Here is a 19,633-nt window from a genome sequence, read left to right as displayed (position 1 = left end):
AGAAAGTGCCTGGGTTAAGGCCGCCCCAGCAACAGGGACGGCCGCTGATCTAACTCAACGTGTCGTGTAAGACACCGGATATCCCGCGTCTTGGATCGCCTTGCCGATGATGGCCGGGTCCAGCGTTGTTTCGACAGTTGCGCTCTTGGAAGCGAGGTCTACGGTGGCGACTGCAGCCGGATCGGCGGCTTTGATGGCTTTCTCGACGGTGCCCTTGCAGTGGCCGCATGTCATGTTCTGGATATTGAACTCATACATCTTGATGTCTCCTGTCGATGTGCTGGTTTGATATAGGGCTTCCAACGATGGGAGGGTCAAGGCCCAGTGGCCAAGATTTGGCGTTTCCGAATCCGGGCACACGCGGATGGATCAACCTCTTCGACGAGATCCCGCATAAACAGCGGCAGCAATTTTCCGTGAGATGTCTTCCCATGGCGATGGCTCCGTGCCATGACTAGTGCCATGAGGTTCGTAAAGGTCATCTATCGACTGCTGTTCGTGACCGCCATTCTCGGGATCGTCATCGGTCCGATGAGCGTAGGCGCGGCTGACAGCGTCATGGCCGCCTCACTGCCTGTGGTGATGGACGGTATGGCTGGCATGGACATGCCTGACGACCTGCCGTGCTGTCCCGACGAACAACCGGACAAGCCAGACTGCGCGAGCAAATCCTGCCCGTTTGCTGTGATCTGCACGACGATGATCGTCGGTCAACTGGCAACCTCTCATTCCTGGTCGTTGAATATCGGTTGGGTCGCTCATCGGTTCCTCATGCCCCCGCATGGGGAGCTTGCTTCCTCACTGGTCTACCCGCCAGTCCGTCCTCCACGAGTCTGATCTCACGTCCTTGAACACGTCGTCGATTCAGCACGGCCGCAGGTTCGCGTCCGTGCTGTAGCGATGGCGATCCATTTGACTGAGGACGAGGTCGCAGACCCGTCCGAATGAGACATTGAACCATGAGAAATTTCACCTTTAACGCGAGGAGCCCGCTCTTCGCCGGCGCATTTCTGTTAGGCACCGCCAACGCTTCGTTGGCGGGAGCGCAGGACTACGAATTCCAAGCCGTCCAGACCGAGATCAAGCAGGGGCCGGCGGCGACCGTGTCCGTACGCCTGATCGACAAGCGCACGGGCAAGACCGTTCCCGACGCCGTTATCTTCACGACGCGGATGGACATGGCTCCCGATGGCATGGAAACGATGACCACAAAGGTAGACCCGGCAACCTCCGGGGAGCCGGGCGTCTACGCCTTTACGACCAATCTTTCCATGGAAGGCGGATGGCGTTTCCAGGTCGCCGCCAAGGTCCAGGGTGAGCCTGAGACCGTCAAGGGCGAAGTCGTCCTGAAGGCTGTCCCGTGAACATCCCGCGCATCATTGCCACGCTCTCCCTCGCCGCGATCGTCGGCGGGGGAGGCTATTGGGCCGGGAAGTACGATGTCGGTGCATTTTTTCAGGGGGGCGTCAAAGGGACCGGGATGGCCGCCGAGGCGGAACCGCGACGCGAAGGAACGGGAGCGGTGATCTATTACCGCCATCCGGACGGGTTGGCCGAATACTCCGCCACGCCAAAGAACACCGATGACGGGCGGCTATTCGTTCCTGTTCGAGCAAGCGAGGACATCAGCCTCGGCCCAAGCGGAGCCGTCGCGCCGTCACCCGATACGGCATCCGTCTCACTCGAGCGTAAAATCTTGTACTACCGCAACCCCATGGGGCTTCCCGACACGTCCAAGGTTCCGAAGAAGGATTCAATGGGGATGGACTATCTTCCCGTCTATGACGGCGACGTCAGCGACAGTTCAACGGTGAAGGTCCCTCTCGGTAAACTCCAGCGGACGGGGGTGAGGACTGCTCTGGCCGAAGTGACAACCGTCAGCCGGAAAATCCGAGTACCCGGGACAGTCACATTGGACGAGCGTAGGGTGAGCATCATTTCGATGCGGGCAGATGCCTTCGTGGAGGACGTGGCGAATGTCACGACCGGCGATGCGATCACGAAGGGCGAAAACCTCTTTCAGTTCTATTCAAAGGAGATCGCCACCGCCGGAGCGGAATACGCAGCCGAGATGCGCAACGGGGCAAAGTCCAACCCTGACTCCGGGGCGGCGCTTCGTTTGAAAAATCTGGGCGTGCCCACGGCAACGATCGGCAGCATCGCGAGCGAGAGGAAAGTGCCGCAAAGTATCGCTTACACGTCGCCGCGTGACGGCGTCGTGCTCGAGCGTATGGCTGTGAGCGGCATGATGGCCGAGGCTGGCGACATTCTTTTTCGCATCGCAGACGTGTCCAGGGTCTGGGTAATCGCCGACGTGCCGGAATATGAGCTAAGCGCGGTCCGCAAGGGAGCCGTCGTTTCCGTGATCGTCCGCAATCTGCCCGGTACGACATTCAAGGGGACGGTCGATCTCATCTATCCCGAGGTCCAGATGCAGACCCGGACGACGAAGGTCAGGATCGAGCTTCCGAACCCTAGCGGCCAACTGATGTCCAACATGTATGCCGAGGTCGAGATCGAAGCCGGATCTGGAAACCCAGTCGTCGCCGTTCCCAACAGTTCGGTCATTGACACGGGCGACCGCCAGCTCGTCTTCATCGATAAGGGCGAGGGCAGGTTCGAACCGATGAACGTCGCGCTGGGTGTCCGAGGTGAGGACATGACCGAGATCACCAAAGGGATCGCCGCTGGCGACCGTGTGGTCGTGTCGGCCAACTTCCTGCTGGACGCCGAAAGCAACCTGAACGCCGCGTTGAGCGCGCTGACAGCGGATGAGGTGAAACCATGATTGCCAACATTATCTCATGGTCCGCCCGCAACTTGGTCCTCATCTTCGTCGGCGCTACTCTTTCCATCGCGGGCGGCGTCTATGCGTTGCGCACGCTTCCGCTCGATGCCATCCCCGACCTCTCAGACGTCCAGGTCATCGTGTTCACCGACTATCCCGGCCAGGCTCCGCAGGTAGTCGAGGATCAGGTCACCTATCCGCTGACGACCTCGATGCTGACCGTGCCGAAGTCTAAGGTCGTCCGTGGGTTCTCGTTCTTCGGCGTTTCGTTCGTCTACGTGATTTTCGAGGACGGAACCGACCCCTACTGGGCACGCAGCCGCGTGCTCGAATATCTGAACGCGGCCGCGAGCCGCCTGCCGGACGGGGTGTCACCGAGCCTCGGTCCCGATGCGACGGGTGTGGGCTGGGTTTACCAATACGCCGTCGTCGCCAAGGAACTGTCGCTGGCCGAACTTCGGTCGCTTCAGGACTGGGTCGTGCGCTTTGCCGTCTCCAAATCCGAGGGCGTTGCCGAGGTGGCCAGTGTAGGCGGCTTCGTCAAGCAGTACTCCATCGTCGTTGACCCGGCCCGCCTGAAGGCCCAGAGCGTCTCGCTTTCCGATATCGCCAACGCGGTCCGCTCCAGCAACCGCGACGTCGGTGGGCGCACGATCGAGCTTTCCGAGTTCGAGTTCATGGTCCGGGGCAAGGGCTACCTGCAGGGCATCAAGGACATCGAGAACATCGTCCTCAAGACGAATGCGGGGGTTCCGCTGCGTCTGTCCGACGTGGCCAGGGTCGAACTGGTCCCAGACGAGCGGCGCGGCATCACCGAACTGAACGGCGAGGGCGAGGTCGCCAGCGGGATCGTCCTTCAGCGAGACGGAGCCAACGCGCTGACCGTTATCGAAAACGCCAAGGAAAGCTTGGCGGCGGTACAAAACAGTCTCCCGGCAGGTACCGAGATCAAGCCCGTTTACGATCGCTCGACGCTGATAGAAGCGGCAATCGAAACCCTCAAAGCCACGCTCATCGAGGAGTCGATCGTGGTCGCCCTGGTGACGATCGCGTTCCTCTTGCACGTTCGCAGCGCGCTTGTGGCGATCATCATGTTGCCTATCGGCATCCTGATGGCGTTCATGGCGATGCGTGCGCTCGGCCTCGGTTCGAACATTATGAGCCTGGGCGGTATCGCCATCGCCATCGGCGCGATGATCGACGCGGCCATCGTCATGATCGAGAACGCCCACAAACATCTCGAGCGTGCGCCACCGGGCAAGCCTCGAACCGAGGTCCTTATCGAAGCGGCGAGCGAAGTCGGCCCCGCGCTGTTCTTCAGCCTGCTGATCATCACCGTGTCGTTCCTGCCGATCTTCACGCTGGAATCGCAGGAGGGCCGCCTGTTCGGGCCACTCGCCTTCACCAAGACGTTCGCCATGGCGGCGGCCGCACTGCTGTCGATCACGCTTGTCCCGGCACTGATGATCCTGTTCGTCCGGGGCCGCATTGTCCCGGAACACAAGAACCCCCTCAACCGACTGCTGATCTGGATATACCGCCCGGTGATCGCTGGCGTCCTGAAGGCCAAGAGCCTTACGATCCTGGCGGCTATCGTAATCCTCGCCGTGACCGTCTGGCCCGTCCAGCACATCGGCAGCGAGTTCATGCCCAGTCTCGACGAAGGTACGCTGATGTACATGCCGACAACGCTGCCCGGCCTGTCGGTGACAAAGGCTGCCGAACTGATGCAGACGCAGGACCGGATCATCAAGTCGTTCCCGGAAGTCGAGACTGTGTTCGGCAAAGCGGGGCGCGCGCTGACGGCGACCGATCCGGCTCCGACGGAGATGTTCGAGACGATCATCACCCTCAAGCCGAAATCCGAATGGCGACCGGGTGTCACCTCCGACAGTCTCAAGCAGGAAATGGACGCTGCCCTCCAGTTCCCTGGCGTCTCCAATGCCTGGACCATGCCGATCCGCGCCCGCATCGACATGCTGTCCACGGGGATCAGGACACCCGTCGGCGTCAAGGTATATGGCACCGAGCTGAAGGAGATGGAGAAGGTCGCCCGTGACATCGAGACAGTCCTCAAGACCGTTCCCGGAACGTCCAGCGCCTACGCCGAGCGTGTTATCGGCGGATACTATCTCGACATCATCCCTGACCGCATGGCTCTGGGGCGCTACGGACTTTCCATCGACGACGTCCAGGACGTGATCGGGATGGCTCTAGGGTCCGAGGTCGTGACCTCGACTGTCGAGGGCAGGGAGCGGTATGGCGTCGCCATCCGTTACCCAAGGGCGTTCCGAAGCGATCCACAATCCATCGCCAGTGACGTCCAGGTCTCCTTGCCGGGTGGCGGTACGGTACCGCTCGGCGAGGTCGCTAAAGTTAAGCTCACCCGGGGTGCGACGACCATACGGACCGAGAACGGCCAGCTAGCCGTCTATATCTTCGTCGATATCGCCAATCGGGACCTCGGGGGTTACGTAGCGGAAGCCCAGGCTTCCGTTGCAGCAAGCGTCGAGATGCCTCCAGGATATTCCGTCGCCTGGAGCGGCCAGTTCGAGTATCTCGAACGGGCGAAGGCCCGGCTGATGATCGTCGTCCCGCTGACGCTCGCGCTGATCTTCCTGCTGCTCTACCTCAATTTCAAGGCGCTGACCGAGACGCTGATTGTCATGCTGTCCCTGCCGTTCGCTCTGGTCGGCGGCATCTGGATGATGTGGTGGCTGAGCTTCAACGCCTCTGTCGCCGTGGCAGTCGGCTTCATCGCGCTCGCTGGCGTCGCAGCCGAGACCGGGGTGATCATGCTGATCTATCTCGACCACGCTCTCAGGGACGAGAGGGCGAAATGCGAAGTCGAGGGCAGGATATTCGGACGGCAAGACCTCAACAGGGCTATCATGTTTGGAGCTGTCGAACGGGTGCGTCCCAAGATGATGACCGTCGTCGCGATCATGGCGGGCCTGGTACCGATCCTTTGGAGCACGGGTGCGGGGTCGGAGATCATGCAACGGATTGCCGTGCCGATGATCGGCGGAATGGTATCGTCCACATTGCTAACGCTAATCGTTATCCCCGCCGTCTACGGGCTGGTCAAGGGCTACGGATTGACGGGTGCGCGCGAGGAAAAGCAAGTCCCGGCATCCTTGGCCGCAAATCGGATTTGAGAAGGAGAACCACGATGAAAAGAAGAGAATTCCTCTGGACACTGGCAGCCATCGGAGCATTGCCCGTTGTCGGAAAGGCGCGGGCAGCCGGCGAAAGCATGGTTGTCTATAAGGACCCGAACTGCGGCTGCTGCCGTGCCTGGGCCGACGCGATGACGAAAGCCGGGTTTGCCGTGAAGGCTGAAGACGTGGACGACATCAATGTGGTGAAGGACCGCTTTAAAGTCCCTGGCGATCTGCGGGGCTGCCACACCGCAGTCGTTGCCGGATACTACTTGGAGGGCCACGTTCCGCTGGAGGCGGTGACGAGACTGCTCGCGGAGAAGCCTGATATCGCGGGTCTCGCCGTACCGGGCATGCCTTTAGGGTCGTTGGGAATGGGGGGCAGCCCCAGCGCGTCGTACGACGTCATGTCCGTTGGGAAGGACGGCGCTAGCACGCTTTACCAGGCGGTCAGGTCAAAAGGCTAGTTTCTCGTAACTTCGCCTGACGCAATATATGCTCGCGAAGACGCCAGCGCAGCAGTCGCCGCCGCGCCGCCCCATCAGGGTGGCTCAAAGATACCGAAAGTGAATGCGGTTGCTTCAGCTAACAGCCTTCGCGGACTAACATGCGATATCCAGGGAGACACGGAAACCACGATTCGCATTTTCATCGGTCGGCATGTGATGCTCATCACCTTCAGTTCCTGCTATGCGTGCCGGTCGATCGTTCGATGTCGCCGGTGTTGAGAAAATCGAGCAACCGCTGACCGTTGACGATCGTCAGGTTCGGGTTCGCGGCTGCAACATCCTTCGCGCCGGCGCCCGTCCGTCCGGTATGGATGAAGATCCCGCTGCAGTCCCGTGCAGCGAGGACAGCGCTGAAGGCCGCCACATGAGCGCGGTTGATGTGTTTGCCGTATCGCTTTGCCTGTAAAAGGTACGTTTCTCCCTCGATAACCACCGAACCATCCAGCCCGCCATCACCGCTATAGGACGCGTTGCGCCGAACGACATGGCCGCGCCGCTCAAAAGCCTCGAGCAAAAGTTCCTCGAATGTCAGGGGATCGATCTTGCGAAGGTAAGCCAAGCGCTGCGGCATTAGCGGAATGGTGTTGATCTTTGCCAGAACGCGGCGGGCCTGGTCCTGCTTGCGGCGGTGACGTCGCTCCTTGGCCTTCGGCCGGAGCAGCCGTCGCAACAGCAGAGCGGCCGCAAAAAGCGCGAGCGCGGCCGCAAGGATCATTATCTCAGAGGGCTGCATGCAGCCCTGCCCTACGGACGCCTGCGGCGGCTTTCCCTGTTATGGTCTGTGCGATGACTGCCAAGTGTTGCTCAACCCTCGCCGCTGCGGTCGCGGCCCCCATCCAACGCCAACCCAATGAGACCGAAATAGAGGCGCGGCTTACGCCGCGCCCCTATCTCAGCGGCCCGCCGTGGGTGTCGGTTTTTTCTCCATCGAGACAACCAGCTTGAAAATCCGCTCAAGACCTTCCGTGTCGAGCTGTCGGATTTCTGAGATCGTATTTTGCAGGAGCCGGGAATGTTCCTGATTTTCGCCCCATAGATGCGGAGCGGCAGGGGCTAGGATTTCCTCTGGCGTGGCGTCCAGAACTTCGCAGAGATGAATTAGCCGGGAGACGGTCAGTCGGGAAACACTCGTTTCGTACCGATGATAGACCGCGTTACTCAAGCCAAGCAGGGGAGCGATTTTAGAACGTGACAAGGACCGTTTATCGCGGGCCTCCCGAATGCTCGTACTGATTTTGTCGTAGAGTTCCGCATTCAGATGGACTTTGCCGTGATAGGGCTTCCGATAGACCGGCTTTTCAAGATCAGGATCCTGGACCAGCTGTAGGCCGAGTTGTTCAACCCAGTTTTCTATCGTTGGACCTGCCATGGTTTTACCGCGCTGTAATTTCTAAGCCTGATTCTTTGTTACCGAATTGGCTATGTGATAGGAACCCAGAAACATAGGTTTTCGGCTAAATTTGGCGCATCGCTTCGCGACCCCGCTCTATGCCTTCGGCACGGAGCCGCTGGAAATGCGTCTCCGCCCTGCGGGTAACGATCGCTTGCGCAGCGCGGCGGTCGCCGCGAAACAAATAATGATTTGCGCCATATTGGGCTATTCACTGGCATTTACAGTTTGATCGCAAGATACCATATTGCATCAAACCGGTCAGGTTGTGACAGGACACTAGCCCGTTCTGCCATGCCGGCAGGGGGCCGCTCTGCCTCGAAACAGGGCGGCCCCTTTTTATTTCTGGGGTACCAACGTCGTGGATATTTTCATTCCAGCAGTCATCGCTTTGGCCGGTTACGTATGGCTCGTGTTGAGAGCGAACCGAACCTTCCACGCCATTCGCAAGGAGCGGTTCGAGCACACAAATCCCGCTGGCGTTCTGCAATTCGACACCTACGAAGAGTTGCGCAAATTCGAGAGCCGCGAAGCCAGCAATCAATTCTGGATCAACGTCGCCGCCGTGCCTGGCGGCGTTATTCCGCTGGCCGCTATTCTCGCCATCATCGCGTCGATCGCTGAGATGTCCTCCTGAAGAACCCTTCCGCGTGGGTAGATCAACGGTGACACCTTCGGTGTCCTGCTTGCTGGATGAGGGAAAGAGGAGCGCTGCCCTCTCTCCCTCGCAAGCGAAAAAACGGTATCCCCGTCCTTCCTTCGCGCTTTGCGCTCCGTGCAGGATCGCCGCTTACGCGCCGACCCTCCGTCTTCGCCTTCGGGCGGGCGAACCCCCTCCGTTTTATTCCCTTGCCACCCTCTCTCCCGCTGCTCCGCGCGAACTCGGGAGCAGGAGCGGGGCTCCTGCCCACGAGGGGCATGAGAAGACCGCTTCGCGGAAATGGAAGGGCTAGACATGACCAAAGCAGCAACCGTTTACCTGTTGGACCCGGAGGCCGGGACCATTCAAACCGTCGAGATCGATGCGCGCAGCGCCTTTGCTCAAACCTACACCTTGATTGGATGCGAGCTGGTTCAGGTGGTGCCGTTCGATAGCCACCATGTGCTCGTCATCGATGAGGACGGGTTACAGGACGGACTAACATCCTTCACCATCGCAGATGGATACCGGCAGCCATTGGCCGGGAAAATTGTCCTTGTCGGTGCACAAAACGGCGAACACTTCACGCCTCTCCAAATCACCATCGAAGACGCCGCCAAGCGGTTCACCGTCTGCAAGCCGGTGCTTGATCCGGTTTTTGCGTCAATCGATGAGACGACCATGAAGGGGGTTATCCTTGCCGGATTTCTGACCGGCCTGCAAACGCGGACCACTCGCACCATGCCCACCGTCAAGGTGGGAGTGAAGAAATGAGCATCACCATTGCATTCTTCGAGCGGGAAGCCGCCGACCGCGTTTTGGAAATCGTAGCAGACACCTTCGCCGCCAAGATCGCGGCGAAGGACATCGAGCATAATTTCAGCTGGCTCACCCACTCGCCCGAACGTCGCGCAGACCGCGAACTTGAGGCGCTGGCCCAGCGGCTGAACGATTTTGCCAACTATGCCATGGACCTTTGGACGGAGGCCGCGACCCCTATTCCCGGTCCCGAAATCGAGGCTTTCACGCGACGGCACATTGACGTCACCCGCAAATATTGGGCAGCGGAAAGCCGTTGCGCCAACTGGATGATAACCGGCCCTGCCCGCTTTCCCGTTGCTCGCAACGAAAAGCGCATGCGGGTTTCCGACGCCCGCCGTGCCGATATCGCCGCCCATGCGGAAAATGCCCGCAAGGCAATCAGGCGCAAGGCATACCCGCACAGAGCGGACGGTGAGCCGATCCGCTCCGGCGACCCCGAAGCATTTCAGCGGATCGCATCGCGCATCGAGGACCTGGCCTTGTCCATCGACAGGATGAAACGCGCCAACGCCATTATTCACCGGATGGAAAAGGACCATGCCAGCGAAGCCGACATATTGGCTCGCGTGGTGTCGGAGACCGGCTTGCAGGAAGAGCAGGCGGCACGGGGCATTGCGCCGTGGCAGAGCAGGCGCGGCTTTTGCACCACCAACACCCGCGCCGAGCTTCGCCGCATGCAGCAGCGCCTAGCGCGCCTCGTGGCGATGAAGAAGCGCGGCGACAGGTCGGAGGAAGTCGAGACGGAGGCGGGAGCCGTGGAGGTGAAGGAAAACACCGAAATAGCCCGCATCCAGATGATTTTTCCCGGCAAACCCGACGAGGAAGCCCGCCGCATCCTCAAATCTCATGGCTTCCGTTGGTCGCCCTCGCAAGGCGCGTGGCAGCGTCACCTTAACGAGGCGGGACGCTATGCCGTCAAAACCGTCTTGAGCAAGATCAGCGGCGCTAGCGCCGCTTGATGGGACAATACCGCTGTTCAGATAACCATTGGCCGCGCCGATCGCGCGGCCCTTTCATCAGGAGGACTGACATTGAGCCGATACCCTATCACCGTAAAATCGGAGCTTCAGACCGATGAAAAAGCCGTAATCGGTTTTGATCCGCCGTTGCGCACGTACTTTTTGCAGGCGTTTCCTGACGAGGCGACGGACGCTTGCGCGTTGTGGCTTGGGGGCTTCCTTGAAGAGTATCCGAGCCTTGAATCTATCATCGATGCGGCTCGCGCCGAGGGCTACACAGTTCACGGCCTGCCCCATGATGTCATCATAGCCCTGACCAAGGAAGGCGGGACGCCGACGCCGCCGAGCATCGGCGAGCGGCTTGGGATCGTTCGCTAACCGACCAATCGGAGCTGATGTTTTTTGGGGCCGGTTTTACCAGACTGGCCCCATACCCATTTCGCAGGTCGGACCCGTGCCGCATCGAGCGGCCCAGGTCCAAGCGAGGGGAGCCCTTGCCCCTCCCCTCGGGCTCCCCTCCCACCCGGTCTTTTCAGTTCTGGGCCGCGTAGAAGAGGGCAAAATTGACCGTCAGCATGACGACGACCGTGCCGATGAAAGCGAGAAAAAAGACGCCGATTTTTTTGAGTAGGCTTTGCGGCTGCTTCTTGCGGCTAAACGCAACGACGCCTGCCGCGCCTGCCGAAATGCCGATGATGGCCGGGAGTGACATCATGTCTTGGACCTTTCGAATGGTCGCACGAGCCCGCTTGTGCGGGAATCCGTGCTTGATTACGATGTAGTTCAAGACGTTCTTAAAGTTGCGCTTCCTAAAACGCCGCAAGGTTAGGTCACGCATGCAGCGACGTTTTCCACCGAAAGACCGGGAAATGATTGCGAGCATATGCAATTCGGGATATTATAATATCCTCGAAAGGATATGTATCATGCCGCTCTACATCAAAGATCCGGAAGTCGATACGCTCACCGAAGAGCTGATCCGCTTGACCAAGACATCCAAGGTTGATGCCGTGAAGACAGCGCTTAGGCGCGAGATCGCCAGCCGCAAGGGCAGCTTGCCCATGCGCGAGCGCCTGGCCAAGTCCCTCGCAATGGCGCGGGACGCTGGTCCCTTTGCGCCGGGGGATCACAAACGCGAAACCGATGAAATGTGGGGCGAAGACTGATGCTGTTCGTTGACGCTTCCGTGGCCGTTGCGATCCTTGCCGGCGAAGACGATGCCAGCGAGCTGATGCAGCGGCTTGAGCAGCATGACGGCCCCTTTTACGTGTCGGCCGTGGTTCGCATGGAAGCCTCGCTTTCGCTGACGCGGCGCATGGCCGAAGCGACCGGCCGCGACCGGCCTGCGACCCCTGAGATGCTCGCGACAGCGCGCAGGATGGTCGATCAATTCTTTGCCGACCTTGAAGCCAAGGAGGCGATGATCTCCGGCGATGTGGGCACGAAGGCGCTGGACGCCGCGCAGCAGTTCGGGAAAATCGTCAATCACCCGGCGAAGCTCAATATGGGCGATTGCTTCACGTATGCCTGTGCCAGAGCCTACCGCACCAAGATTGCCTACAAGGGAAACGACTTTGCCGAAACCGATCTCGGTTGGTGATCGTCAATAGCAACGCGTGAGGTAGTCATGTCTGAAGATGTATCGCAAATTTTCTACACATATTCTCCATGCCGATGGGCCGAAGGCGAACGACGCTGGAAAGATGACGACGCAGGCTTTGATATGTTCGACACATATGAAGCTGCGAAGGAGGACGCGCTACAGCTACGAGAAGACATCGTGCGTCAGGGCGAAACTGAGTGGACACCTGTCCAGATCGAGAAGCTTGTCCTCGCCCCCATGAACAGGGAAAATCTGCTGCTTCTTTTCAATTCGGGCTTTGAGGCCGCTGTCATCGATCACGAAGTATTGGACGTGATCGATTAAGGTCAGCCACGACGAGCGGGATTTTCACATCCGGCGTGGAGCTCCGAGGAGCAAATCCATTTCCTTGGGCGTCAAAACATTGCCGGTTTTCAGAATGTAAGCTGCGATATAGGTCAGCTTCTCATTCACCTCGCTCTCACCCTGCGGCCTGTAATGGAGGATTGCTTGTCGGCTTTCCGCTTCTTGCCTCATCAGAGCGTCCTCACACTGACCGGCGTCTGCCATCGCGTGGAGCGTGGCAATGTGCTGATCAATCAACTCCTCGAGGCAAGTTTCAATGGTCTCCTTGCACACGAGCGCTTTGTGCGTGCGATGACGGGATGAGCGTGGATCGGATGACGACAAATCTATCATGGCTGAACAACTCACTGATCTATGAGCGTCCTAGCGTAGACCACTGCTTGCGGATGAAGGCACGATACACTACGAAGTTCCACGAAACGAAACGAAATCAGCGCCGGTAAGCCTTTGGAGAAGAACGGAAAGTTTTTCATCGCGCCCCCTAAGGATGGGCGTGATTTCAAGGAACTGTTCAAGGACCTAGCCGCTGCGGGGGCTGGACGCCCCCTGGACAGCGACGGCTTTCCATCGGGTCCGTGGACGCCGGAGCTTCTGGCCGAAGCGATTTCGCAGATAGATTCCAATCATGTCGGCGTCGATTTGCGAACGGTACAACTCTGGTTTCAGGAGAACGACAAGGGTGTAAGCGCCGCCAACATTCGCTGGCTTGCGAGGGTTTTCGGATGCGCTGATAAGCAAGCGACGAGCGAATGGCAGATGGAGCTCAGCGCGGCTCAATCCCGATTGGTCGCCAAGAGGCGGGATTCCAAAAAAGCAGACAGCCGTCTCAGTCGCATTCTTGATGTTCCTCTAGCCGAGCTCGAGGCCGTCGAAATCGTCTATGCGGCGCAAGGCGATGCGCAGACCAAAAAGCCACGCTTCAGTCTCGGCCGAATGTCGGAAGCGGTCTTCACGCGCGGCTCGCCCCTGAATCTGCCCGCTTCGGTCTTCGCAGGCGCGTCGGCTCTCGGGTTCTTGGCCTATATCCTGGGCATACACAGCGCGATCTACACCCGCGCCGATGGTATTGTTAAGCAGGTCGGGTTTCTTTGGGCACCCAACTGGACCTTTCTGTTCATGGTCCTCCTGCCCGTGTTTTTCGTGATGGTCACGGAGCTTCTGGTTTACTGGAAAAACAATGGCCGGATGGTGCTGGCAGGCCATGGTGACAGGATCCGGAGCAACCGCGATTGGGAACATCACCTCAAGGCCTATTCCTACTCCTATTGGGCCGTTTTCGTCATCTGCATTCCCTTTGCGGGTATCATCCAGTGGATCGCAGTGGATCTGATACCGCTGCTAAAGGGCGGTGGCGACTACGCGATAAGTTGGGGGACGTTGGCGCTTATTCGGCCCGAGGTGGTCTCGGTCCCAATATCGGTCGTTTTCACCGGCCTTGCATATCTCTACATGTGCCTCTGCTTCTATCTGCTGTTCGCCGGGCTGATCTTGCTCCATACGATCCTCCATGACCTCTGGACGATTGAGGGTGCCACACGGTTGCGTCCAGATGAGTTTGAGCGGGAAGCCGGGGCGATTGCCCTAAGAGTGATGGAGGGAATATTCCGGTGCACCACGGTTGGTATTCTGGTCGCCATCTGCATGAAGCTGCAAAGCGCCTACCTCGCCTCGAACGGCAAGGACATCGTGGCGTGGCTCGTGAACGATAGCTCCGTTGTCTTTGACGGATACGCAAATGGCCGCAATGGCTTCCACTACAGAATGCCAACGCATTTCAGCAGTCTGTTGGTGGCGATCTCGTCCTGTGTAGGCTTCCTGTTCGGGTCAGTTCGGTTTGCTAGACGCTTCCACATGCCGCTGTGGCGGATGTCGGCGGTCGTCGCGTTGCTCATCGCAACCTACATGCTGATCGATGCCTTTGACGGCTTCTCGATCCTCCTTGGTATCGCAACCCTGCTTGCGACATACGCCCTCTTCGATCCGGAGTTCGGGCGGTGGCGCGCAGACGAGATAGAAAGCGATCAACGTGTTTCATAGCTGGCTTGATGGTTGGGACGAGCGGCGCGCGCAGCGTGGTGACGAGGCCAAGAAGGCAACGTCTTTCGTGATCGACGCCGATCGCGCCTTTCCCGGCGCGCAGAGTACTGCGTCTCTGGAAGAATTTTGTCTGCTTGCCGACAAGGCCGCTTCCGATCCGGGTTTCTTCGAGCGACCGAGCGAGAGCGCTGACGGCTTTGACCGAAATGATGGATGGCTCAAGTTCCCGTCCGACATCGCGACCGATGTCGACGAAAACAATACCGTCTGGGCAAAAATCACGGAAAGCGCGTCCAGCAAAAAGGCATTGGTGATTTTCCACCACTGGAATGCAGATGCCCGCAATGCCCAGATCGCGACGTTTTTTTCAAAGCGCGGCATTACCGTGATCGAGATCGCGATGCCCTATCATTTCGAGCGCAGCCGTCCGGGCTCGCTGTATGCCGACTACATCCTCAGCGCCAATCTCGGGCGAACGCTCCAATCCATGAGGCAAGCGGTTTGCGATGGCCGGAAAGTCATTGGCTGGCTGCAAAGCGAAGGCTATCGCGAGATTTCGGTTCTCGGCATGAGCCTGGGCTCTTGGGTCGCAGGATTGATCGCGGCGCACGAGCCCGCCGTGTCGAAAGCCTCGCTGTTTCTGACAGCCGGTAGCCTTGCGGATATGGTTTGGACAGGACGCGCGACACGATCCATTCATGAGAGCCTTGCACCCCATATCCAGCTGAACGATCTCAGAAGAGCGTGGGGACCGCTCAATCTGGAGAACTACGCGCAAAACTTGGCGCGGCCCGATTTAAGGCTTCACATTGTCCTCGCGAAACGAGACACGGTCGTTTTGCCCGATCTATCGTCCCGATTTATGCAGAAGCTCAAGAGTGTCGGCGCTTCGCCTCACATCATGGAACTGAACTGCGGGCATTATTCGCTTGGTATTCCGCCTTACATCCTGCTGGCTGGCCTCAGCTTGAACAGGTTCCTGTCGCGCTGATCAGTTCCACCTTCATGCCTGCTGCGCGCACCCGCTGACCGCGTCGAGCAGCCAGCAAGTGCAATGAGGGAGCCCCTTCGGCCCCTCCCCTCAAACTCCCCTTCTCCCGCACGATGACGACCGAGTGGTGAGCTGGCGGCTTGCCCATATGAGTTCGCGGATATGAAGCAGCCCAGTAACACTTGCCGTTCGCCGGCCCGCCAAACTCATTCTTGATCCGGCCAATATACCCCACGCCGTCGAACCCCTGCCAATCCTAATCAGCCGGCGGGTCGCGCTCGTCGAGCTGCGTCCGTTTCCATTGGCAGCGGGGTTGGTAGGGGCTTCGCCTCGACGCACTTCCACAGATCCTATGTGAGACCTAATGGTCTGGCGGAATGTTTTTGATCCAATTTCGTTAATTCTGGGGTTGAGCCGTTTGTTCGATCTGCTTTGGCTGCATCGCTTTCTCAAATCTCGACAGAAAGCTATCCCCCACGCCGGAAGCAGCAGCGACTAAAATGACCAAAACAGTAATTGCAAGCGTTAGTAGCCAACCGATGACATTCGTGAACAGAGCCATACCAAAGCTCGTTTTAGACGAGACATGGCTTTTCACTCGGCCTTCTACTTCTTGCAGCTTGTCGATTATAGCACTTTGCTGGATGCCCTCGCGGGCGTCTTCCAAAACGCTTGACGCGAACGCACTAAGCTTCTGCTCCGCCGATGAACGGTATAACGCAACAGCGACGACGCCTGGGTTACGTTGTGCGGAAGTAGGGTGCTGCCCTTGGAGGGCGTCTTCAGCGATCGTTTGCTTATAAAGCGCGTAGGCTAACAGCCCGACGACGTCGTCGGGACCATTGACCATATTCTCGAATGCCTTGCTGTAAACTTTTCCATCTGCTTCAGCAGACGAAGAGGATGCTGCAGTCACTTATCATCCCTTCTTGGCGCTATCGATCGCGCGATCGAAAGCATCCTTCCGCATGTGCTGGATCTTCTTTCCGTCAGGAAGAGTGAAGGTCTGAAACATGGGGGACCGAGATTTCTCAGAATCGCGACCTGTGTCAGATCCTGCCGCACCACGCGGGCCGACAGGCTGGAACTGTCCGGTCTTACTGTCGCGACCACCTTTGAAAAAGCTCATGTTTTAGGCTCCTTTGATGACGTTATACCTTGCTCCTCGGTAAGTTTAAATGGGGAGGGTTCGATGCAAGACAAATAAAAACATGCAACGGCGCGGTACGAACGCGAAGCCAAAGGCAAGTCGGAGGGCATAGGGTCATGAAAAGAGAAACGTCAGGTTCAGGTCATTGAGAGCGATGCGGTGCGTTTATGCCGGAGGAAGTCGGTCCCGGCTTCCGCTTCGCGGCGCAAGCTAAGCCTCCTGCGGCTTCCTTTTTTCCGGCAAAAGCGCGTCGAGAATTCCCGCTTTCCCGGCCTGAGGAACGGCCGTCGCTATGCTGAAAGCTCCGATACTCTTCATTGCTCGTTTGGCTCACGGCCAGGGCGACTGGTGATAGAACTAGCTGACGCTCAAAACCTTCTGGCCGATGTATGTACCAACACCACCACCTATGGCCGCTGAGACCACCGTGACCAAGTGCGACGCCTCAAGACTCTGGGCACCCCACACAGATAAACCGGCAAAAAGTCCACCAAAGAGACAGGCAAAGAACGGTTTCATGTAAACCTCCTATCCTCATTTTCACCCGCAATAGTGGCCATGTTCCCGCGATATTGCAAATTCGACAGACAGAAGTCACCTTTGCGCGTGCTGGCGGGCCGCCGTACACTTTCTCATTTGGCTGAATCACCACGAACCAGATCTGCCCGGTAAGCGGAGCGCCCAACACTCGGAGTGCAGCGGGCAGATCGATCCTGGGAACCGGCCCGCCGGTTCACTTCTGCAATGAGCGTCCGAAAAGCGGACGCGCGATTTTTACACATTTCCGCTCTTACGACAGGTCGCGGATCGCCCCAATGGGCAAGCGCGCAAGCGCTGTCCCTCGTCTGGAAAAACGGTTTTCACCGCCGAGCCGGCGAACCTTCCGTGTTTCCCTCCTCTGGACCCATGACCCGCTCCACCCCCTGACGGGAGCGGGCTGCGCCCTCCCCCTTCGTTCCGCCGGATGTGGGGGCACATCCTACGGAACGTAGGCAGAGGCTTCGCCCACTAGCGGGGCTTGCTCCCAAGGAACCGGGAAAACTTTGGAGATTGACCTATGACCGAGATTATCAGCATTCCGCTTAGCAAGCTTGATACGGACCCGAAAAACGTCCGCAAAACCTACAAGGCCGAGGGCGTCGAAAGCCTCGCAGCCTCCATTCTCGCCAATGGCGTTGTTCAGAATATCGTCGTGCGCAAGGCTTCCAAGGGCCGCTATTTCGTTACGGCGGGTGGTCGTCGGCGGGCTGCTCTCTTGCTCCTTGCCGAGCGCGGCCAGATCGCAGCCGATTATGCCGTGAACGCTATCGTAAAGACCGCCGACGAGGCGACAGAGCTTAGCCTGACCGAGAACGTGCAGCGTGAGGAAATGCACCCTGCTGACCAGTATGTGGCGTTTCAGGCCATGGTCAACGAGGGCAAGGCCATCGCGGATATCGCTGCGCGGTTCGGTGTCACTGAAATCATCGTTCGCCGCCGTTTGGCCTTGGCGAAGGTCTCGCCGGTCTTGCTGGCCCTGTTTCGCGACGACGAAATGACGTTTGAGCAGCTGACCGCCTTCACGGTCTGCGATGATCATGAGCGGCAGGAACAGGTCTGGGAGTCTCTTGATCGATGGAGCCGCGATGTATCGCGGATCAAGTCGGCACTGATGACGGACGAGATTGCCGGAACAGACAAGCGTATCACGTTCATCGGTGGCCTTGATGTCTATGAACAGGCAGGTGGCGCAGTTCGCCGCGACCTGTTCGATGCGCAGGGAGGCGGGTTCGCGCTCGACGTAATATTGGTTGAAAAGCTGGTCAGCGAGAAGTTGGCAGCGGTAGCCGAGCCGTTTTTGTCGCAGGGCTGGAAATTTGTCGAAACCCACATGCAGCGGCCCGACTGGATTTTCGGCGTTCCTCGCGTCTATCCGAAACAGATCGAGCTTTCCCCTGATGAACAATCGGAACGTTTGCGCCTGTGCGCCGAGCACGATGAACTCGTAGAGCTCATGGACCGTGACGAGGGCGAGGAAAGCCATTCCGAGCGCATCGATGCCATTAGCGCACGACTGGATGAACTGGACTCGATGCAGGAAGTCTTTTCCGACGAGGACAAGGCGAAAAGCGGGGTGATCGTTTCGTTGGACTACTACGGAAGGGCGGATATTGCCGTTGGCATCCGCAAGCCGGGTGATGACGAACAGACCGAGCAAGCGGAAACGGAGGATGACGATAGCGGGTCCGAGGTTTCCGAGAAGGGTGAGGAAGTCGGCCCGCCGAAGATCGTCCACTCTGCTGTGCTGGTCGAAGACCTGACAGCGCAGAAGACCGCCGCGCTCCGCGTCGAACTTGCCAACAATCCCGATGTTGCTCTGGTCAGCGTCGTTCACGCCATGCTGCTTGATCTTGTTTATCCCGGCACCTATGGCCGTTCGCGAGGAATGACCGCGTTGCAAATCGCCGTGACGCATGAGCGTCTGCAAGGTTCGATGAAAAGACCGGATGCAAGTCGGGCGACCGAGGAATGGGACCGGATTGCCGAGAACTTCGGTTATCATCTCCCCGGCGAGCCGGAAGACCTATGGGAGCATCTCCTCGATAAGCCGCAGTCGGAGCTTCTGGGACTGCTGGCCTATGCCGCTGCGCACACCCTTAACGCTGTCGAGACGAAACATAGCTTCCGCAAGGACGCATGCGCCCACGCCGACCAGATCGGGCGCACCCTAAAGGTTGAAATGACCGACTGGTTCGAGACGACAGCAGAAAGCTATTTTTCGAGCCTGAACCGGGCAGGCATTCAGGCGGCGGTGGCAGAAGTGAAAGGCGCTGATTTCGCTTCGCGTGTCGCAAGTATGAAGAAGGCCGAGGCGGCGGCCTTTGCCGAAACCGCAATCAAAGGGTCCAACTGGCTTCCGTCGCTGGTGCGGATCGCGCCTGATCCGAAGGCCGAGAAGGATCAGACGGAACTCCGTTCGGAGGATGAGCAACCCTTCCCGATGGCAGCGAAATAGCCGCGCTGCTGTCAGCCGGTCACGTCCTCCAGCGTGACCGGCTTCCCTCTCGACACGAGGCAAAGCCATGTTCGATCAAGTCCCCGACCCCACCAAAGCAGCGGAATGCTGCTGCCAATTGATTCAAGCGTACCTGTCCGATCCCGAGCACGTGGATTGGAGTGACGTTCAAACGGCAGTTAACACGGCGCTGGAAGCTTTCAATCTTCCGCCCACGTTCTTCGAAGAACACTTTTAAGCCGT

Annotated in this window: 24 protein-coding genes; 16 read left to right on the top strand and 8 right to left on the bottom strand. The window is 58.7% G+C overall.

Features of this window, described 5'->3' with window-relative positions; all coding sequences use genetic code 11:
* Window positions 1–54 precede the first annotated feature (54 nt).
* A complete protein-coding gene (locus RQI55_RS21300) occupies window positions 55–258 on the bottom strand; it encodes a heavy-metal-associated domain-containing protein (RefSeq protein ID WP_012653058.1) in 204 nt (67 codons plus the stop codon).
* Between the two features lie 204 nt (window positions 259–462).
* Between RQI55_RS21300 and RQI55_RS21295 the strand changes: the two genes are divergently transcribed.
* From RQI55_RS21295 to RQI55_RS21275, 5 genes are all read left to right on the top strand, one after another.
* Window positions 463–837, top strand: coding sequence for a hypothetical protein (locus tag RQI55_RS21295; protein WP_071207852.1), 375 nt, complete (start codon window positions 463–465; stop codon window positions 835–837).
* A gap of 122 nt (window positions 838–959) precedes the next feature.
* Window positions 960–1,364, top strand: coding sequence for a FixH family protein (locus RQI55_RS21290; RefSeq protein WP_071207854.1), 405 nt, complete (start codon window positions 960–962; stop codon window positions 1,362–1,364).
* On the top strand, window positions 1,361–2,788 hold the full coding sequence (locus RQI55_RS21285) for an efflux RND transporter periplasmic adaptor subunit (protein ID WP_012653061.1): 1,428 nt from the start codon (window positions 1,361–1,363) through the stop codon (window positions 2,786–2,788). The genes RQI55_RS21290 and RQI55_RS21285 overlap by 4 nt, the downstream gene beginning before the upstream one ends.
* Window positions 2,785–5,946 carry an efflux RND transporter permease subunit gene (locus RQI55_RS21280; protein ID WP_071207581.1) on the top strand — a complete coding sequence of 1,054 codons (3,162 nt, stop codon included), beginning with the start codon at window positions 2,785–2,787 and terminating at the stop codon, window positions 5,944–5,946. The genes RQI55_RS21285 and RQI55_RS21280 overlap by 4 nt, the downstream gene beginning before the upstream one ends.
* A gap of 14 nt (window positions 5,947–5,960) precedes the next feature.
* The gene (locus tag RQI55_RS21275) at window positions 5,961–6,416 is read left to right on the top strand and encodes a DUF411 domain-containing protein (RefSeq protein WP_012653063.1); all 456 of its coding nucleotides are present in this window, start codon (window positions 5,961–5,963) and stop codon (window positions 6,414–6,416) included.
* Window positions 6,417–6,627: 211 nt separating this feature from the next.
* On the opposite strand, the gene RQI55_RS21270 is transcribed toward RQI55_RS21275, so the two are convergent.
* A complete protein-coding gene (locus tag RQI55_RS21270) occupies window positions 6,628–7,173 on the bottom strand; it encodes a restriction endonuclease (RefSeq protein WP_139192322.1) in 546 nt (181 codons plus the stop codon).
* A gap of 177 nt (window positions 7,174–7,350) precedes the next feature.
* The gene (locus tag RQI55_RS21265; RefSeq protein WP_173994566.1) at window positions 7,351–7,827 is read right to left on the bottom strand and encodes a helix-turn-helix domain-containing protein; all 477 of its coding nucleotides are present in this window, start codon (window positions 7,825–7,827) and stop codon (window positions 7,351–7,353) included.
* Between the two features lie 382 nt (window positions 7,828–8,209).
* Here RQI55_RS21265 and RQI55_RS21260 point away from each other — a divergent pair, with 382 nt between their 5' ends.
* The 4 genes from RQI55_RS21260 to RQI55_RS21245 all read left to right on the top strand — a co-directional run bounded on the left by RQI55_RS21260 (window position 8,210) and on the right by RQI55_RS21245 (window position 10,647).
* A complete protein-coding gene (locus tag RQI55_RS21260) occupies window positions 8,210–8,485 on the top strand; it encodes a hypothetical protein (protein ID WP_173994565.1) in 276 nt (91 codons plus the stop codon).
* A gap of 318 nt (window positions 8,486–8,803) precedes the next feature.
* Entirely contained in the window at window positions 8,804–9,262 is a 459-nt protein-coding gene (locus tag RQI55_RS21255) for a DUF3846 domain-containing protein (RefSeq protein ID WP_311273474.1), read from the top strand.
* Window positions 9,259–10,269 (top strand): hypothetical protein, encoded by a 1,011-nt coding sequence (locus RQI55_RS21250; RefSeq protein ID WP_236762245.1) that lies wholly within the window; start codon window positions 9,259–9,261, stop codon window positions 10,267–10,269. Before RQI55_RS21255 ends, RQI55_RS21250 begins: the two co-directional genes overlap by 4 nt.
* Before the next feature lie 72 nt (window positions 10,270–10,341).
* Window positions 10,342–10,647, top strand: a complete 306-nt coding sequence (locus RQI55_RS21245) for a hypothetical protein (RefSeq protein WP_174010498.1) — start codon at window positions 10,342–10,344, stop codon at window positions 10,645–10,647.
* Window positions 10,648–10,801: 154 nt separating this feature from the next.
* Here the strand turns inward: RQI55_RS21245 and RQI55_RS21240 are convergent, their stop codons facing one another.
* Window positions 10,802–11,152, bottom strand: a complete 351-nt coding sequence (locus RQI55_RS21240; protein WP_311276926.1) for a hypothetical protein — start codon at window positions 11,150–11,152, stop codon at window positions 10,802–10,804.
* Between the two features lie 43 nt (window positions 11,153–11,195).
* Between RQI55_RS21240 and RQI55_RS21235 the strand changes: the two genes are divergently transcribed.
* Genes RQI55_RS21235 through RQI55_RS21225 form a run of 3 tightly spaced genes read left to right on the top strand, consistent with a single transcriptional unit; the run spans window position 11,196 to window position 12,196 of the window.
* Entirely contained in the window at window positions 11,196–11,435 is a 240-nt protein-coding gene (locus RQI55_RS21235; RefSeq protein ID WP_012653071.1) for a type II toxin-antitoxin system VapB family antitoxin, read from the top strand.
* Window positions 11,435–11,869 carry a type II toxin-antitoxin system VapC family toxin gene (locus RQI55_RS21230; RefSeq protein ID WP_173994561.1) on the top strand — a complete coding sequence of 145 codons (435 nt, stop codon included), beginning with the start codon at window positions 11,435–11,437 and terminating at the stop codon, window positions 11,867–11,869. The genes RQI55_RS21235 and RQI55_RS21230 overlap by 1 nt, the downstream gene beginning before the upstream one ends.
* Window positions 11,870–11,896: 27 nt before the next feature.
* Window positions 11,897–12,196, top strand: a complete 300-nt coding sequence (locus tag RQI55_RS21225) for a hypothetical protein (RefSeq protein WP_173994560.1) — start codon at window positions 11,897–11,899, stop codon at window positions 12,194–12,196.
* Between the two features lie 24 nt (window positions 12,197–12,220).
* On the opposite strand, the gene RQI55_RS21220 is transcribed toward RQI55_RS21225, so the two are convergent.
* On the bottom strand, window positions 12,221–12,388 hold the full coding sequence (locus tag RQI55_RS21220) for a hypothetical protein (protein ID WP_234689431.1): 168 nt from the start codon (window positions 12,386–12,388) through the stop codon (window positions 12,221–12,223).
* 276 nt (window positions 12,389–12,664) lie between these two features.
* Here RQI55_RS21220 and RQI55_RS21215 point away from each other — a divergent pair, with 276 nt between their 5' ends.
* Together RQI55_RS21215 and RQI55_RS21210 are read left to right on the top strand one after the other, a co-directional pair.
* On the top strand, window positions 12,665–14,254 hold the full coding sequence (locus RQI55_RS21215; protein ID WP_173994558.1) for an RcgA family putative transporter: 1,590 nt from the start codon (window positions 12,665–12,667) through the stop codon (window positions 14,252–14,254).
* Window positions 14,244–15,245 (top strand): alpha/beta fold hydrolase, encoded by a 1,002-nt coding sequence (locus RQI55_RS21210; protein WP_173994557.1) that lies wholly within the window; start codon window positions 14,244–14,246, stop codon window positions 15,243–15,245. Before RQI55_RS21215 ends, RQI55_RS21210 begins: the two co-directional genes overlap by 11 nt.
* A gap of 397 nt (window positions 15,246–15,642) precedes the next feature.
* Here RQI55_RS21210 and RQI55_RS21205 read toward each other — a convergent pair whose 3' ends face one another.
* The 3 genes from RQI55_RS21205 to RQI55_RS21195 all read right to left on the bottom strand — a co-directional run bounded on the left by RQI55_RS21205 (window position 15,643) and on the right by RQI55_RS21195 (window position 16,914).
* Window positions 15,643–16,161, bottom strand: a complete 519-nt coding sequence (locus RQI55_RS21205) for a hypothetical protein (protein WP_173994556.1) — start codon at window positions 16,159–16,161, stop codon at window positions 15,643–15,645.
* 3 nt (window positions 16,162–16,164) lie between these two features.
* A complete protein-coding gene (locus RQI55_RS21200) occupies window positions 16,165–16,374 on the bottom strand; it encodes a hypothetical protein (RefSeq protein WP_173994555.1) in 210 nt (69 codons plus the stop codon).
* A gap of 378 nt (window positions 16,375–16,752) precedes the next feature.
* A complete protein-coding gene (locus tag RQI55_RS21195) occupies window positions 16,753–16,914 on the bottom strand; it encodes a hypothetical protein (protein WP_173994554.1) in 162 nt (53 codons plus the stop codon).
* 538 nt (window positions 16,915–17,452) lie between these two features.
* Here RQI55_RS21195 and RQI55_RS21190 point away from each other — a divergent pair.
* Complete coding sequence (locus tag RQI55_RS21190) at window positions 17,453–19,390, top strand: ParB/RepB/Spo0J family partition protein (RefSeq protein WP_173994553.1); 1,938 nt, start codon at window positions 17,453–17,455, stop codon at window positions 19,388–19,390.
* 67 nt (window positions 19,391–19,457) lie between these two features.
* Window positions 19,458–19,628, top strand: a complete 171-nt coding sequence (locus tag RQI55_RS21185; protein WP_173994552.1) for a hypothetical protein — start codon at window positions 19,458–19,460, stop codon at window positions 19,626–19,628.
* Window positions 19,629–19,633 lie beyond the last annotated feature (5 nt).

Origin of the sequence: Rhizobium sp. WCS2018Hpa-16, from assembly GCF_031843705.1 — a bacterium.
In the GTDB taxonomy this organism is placed as follows: Bacteria; Pseudomonadota; Alphaproteobacteria; order Rhizobiales; family Rhizobiaceae; genus Agrobacterium; species Agrobacterium tumefaciens_C.
The sequence above is the reverse complement of the archived record's forward strand: the minus strand, read 5'-3'. Positions and strand labels throughout refer to the sequence as shown.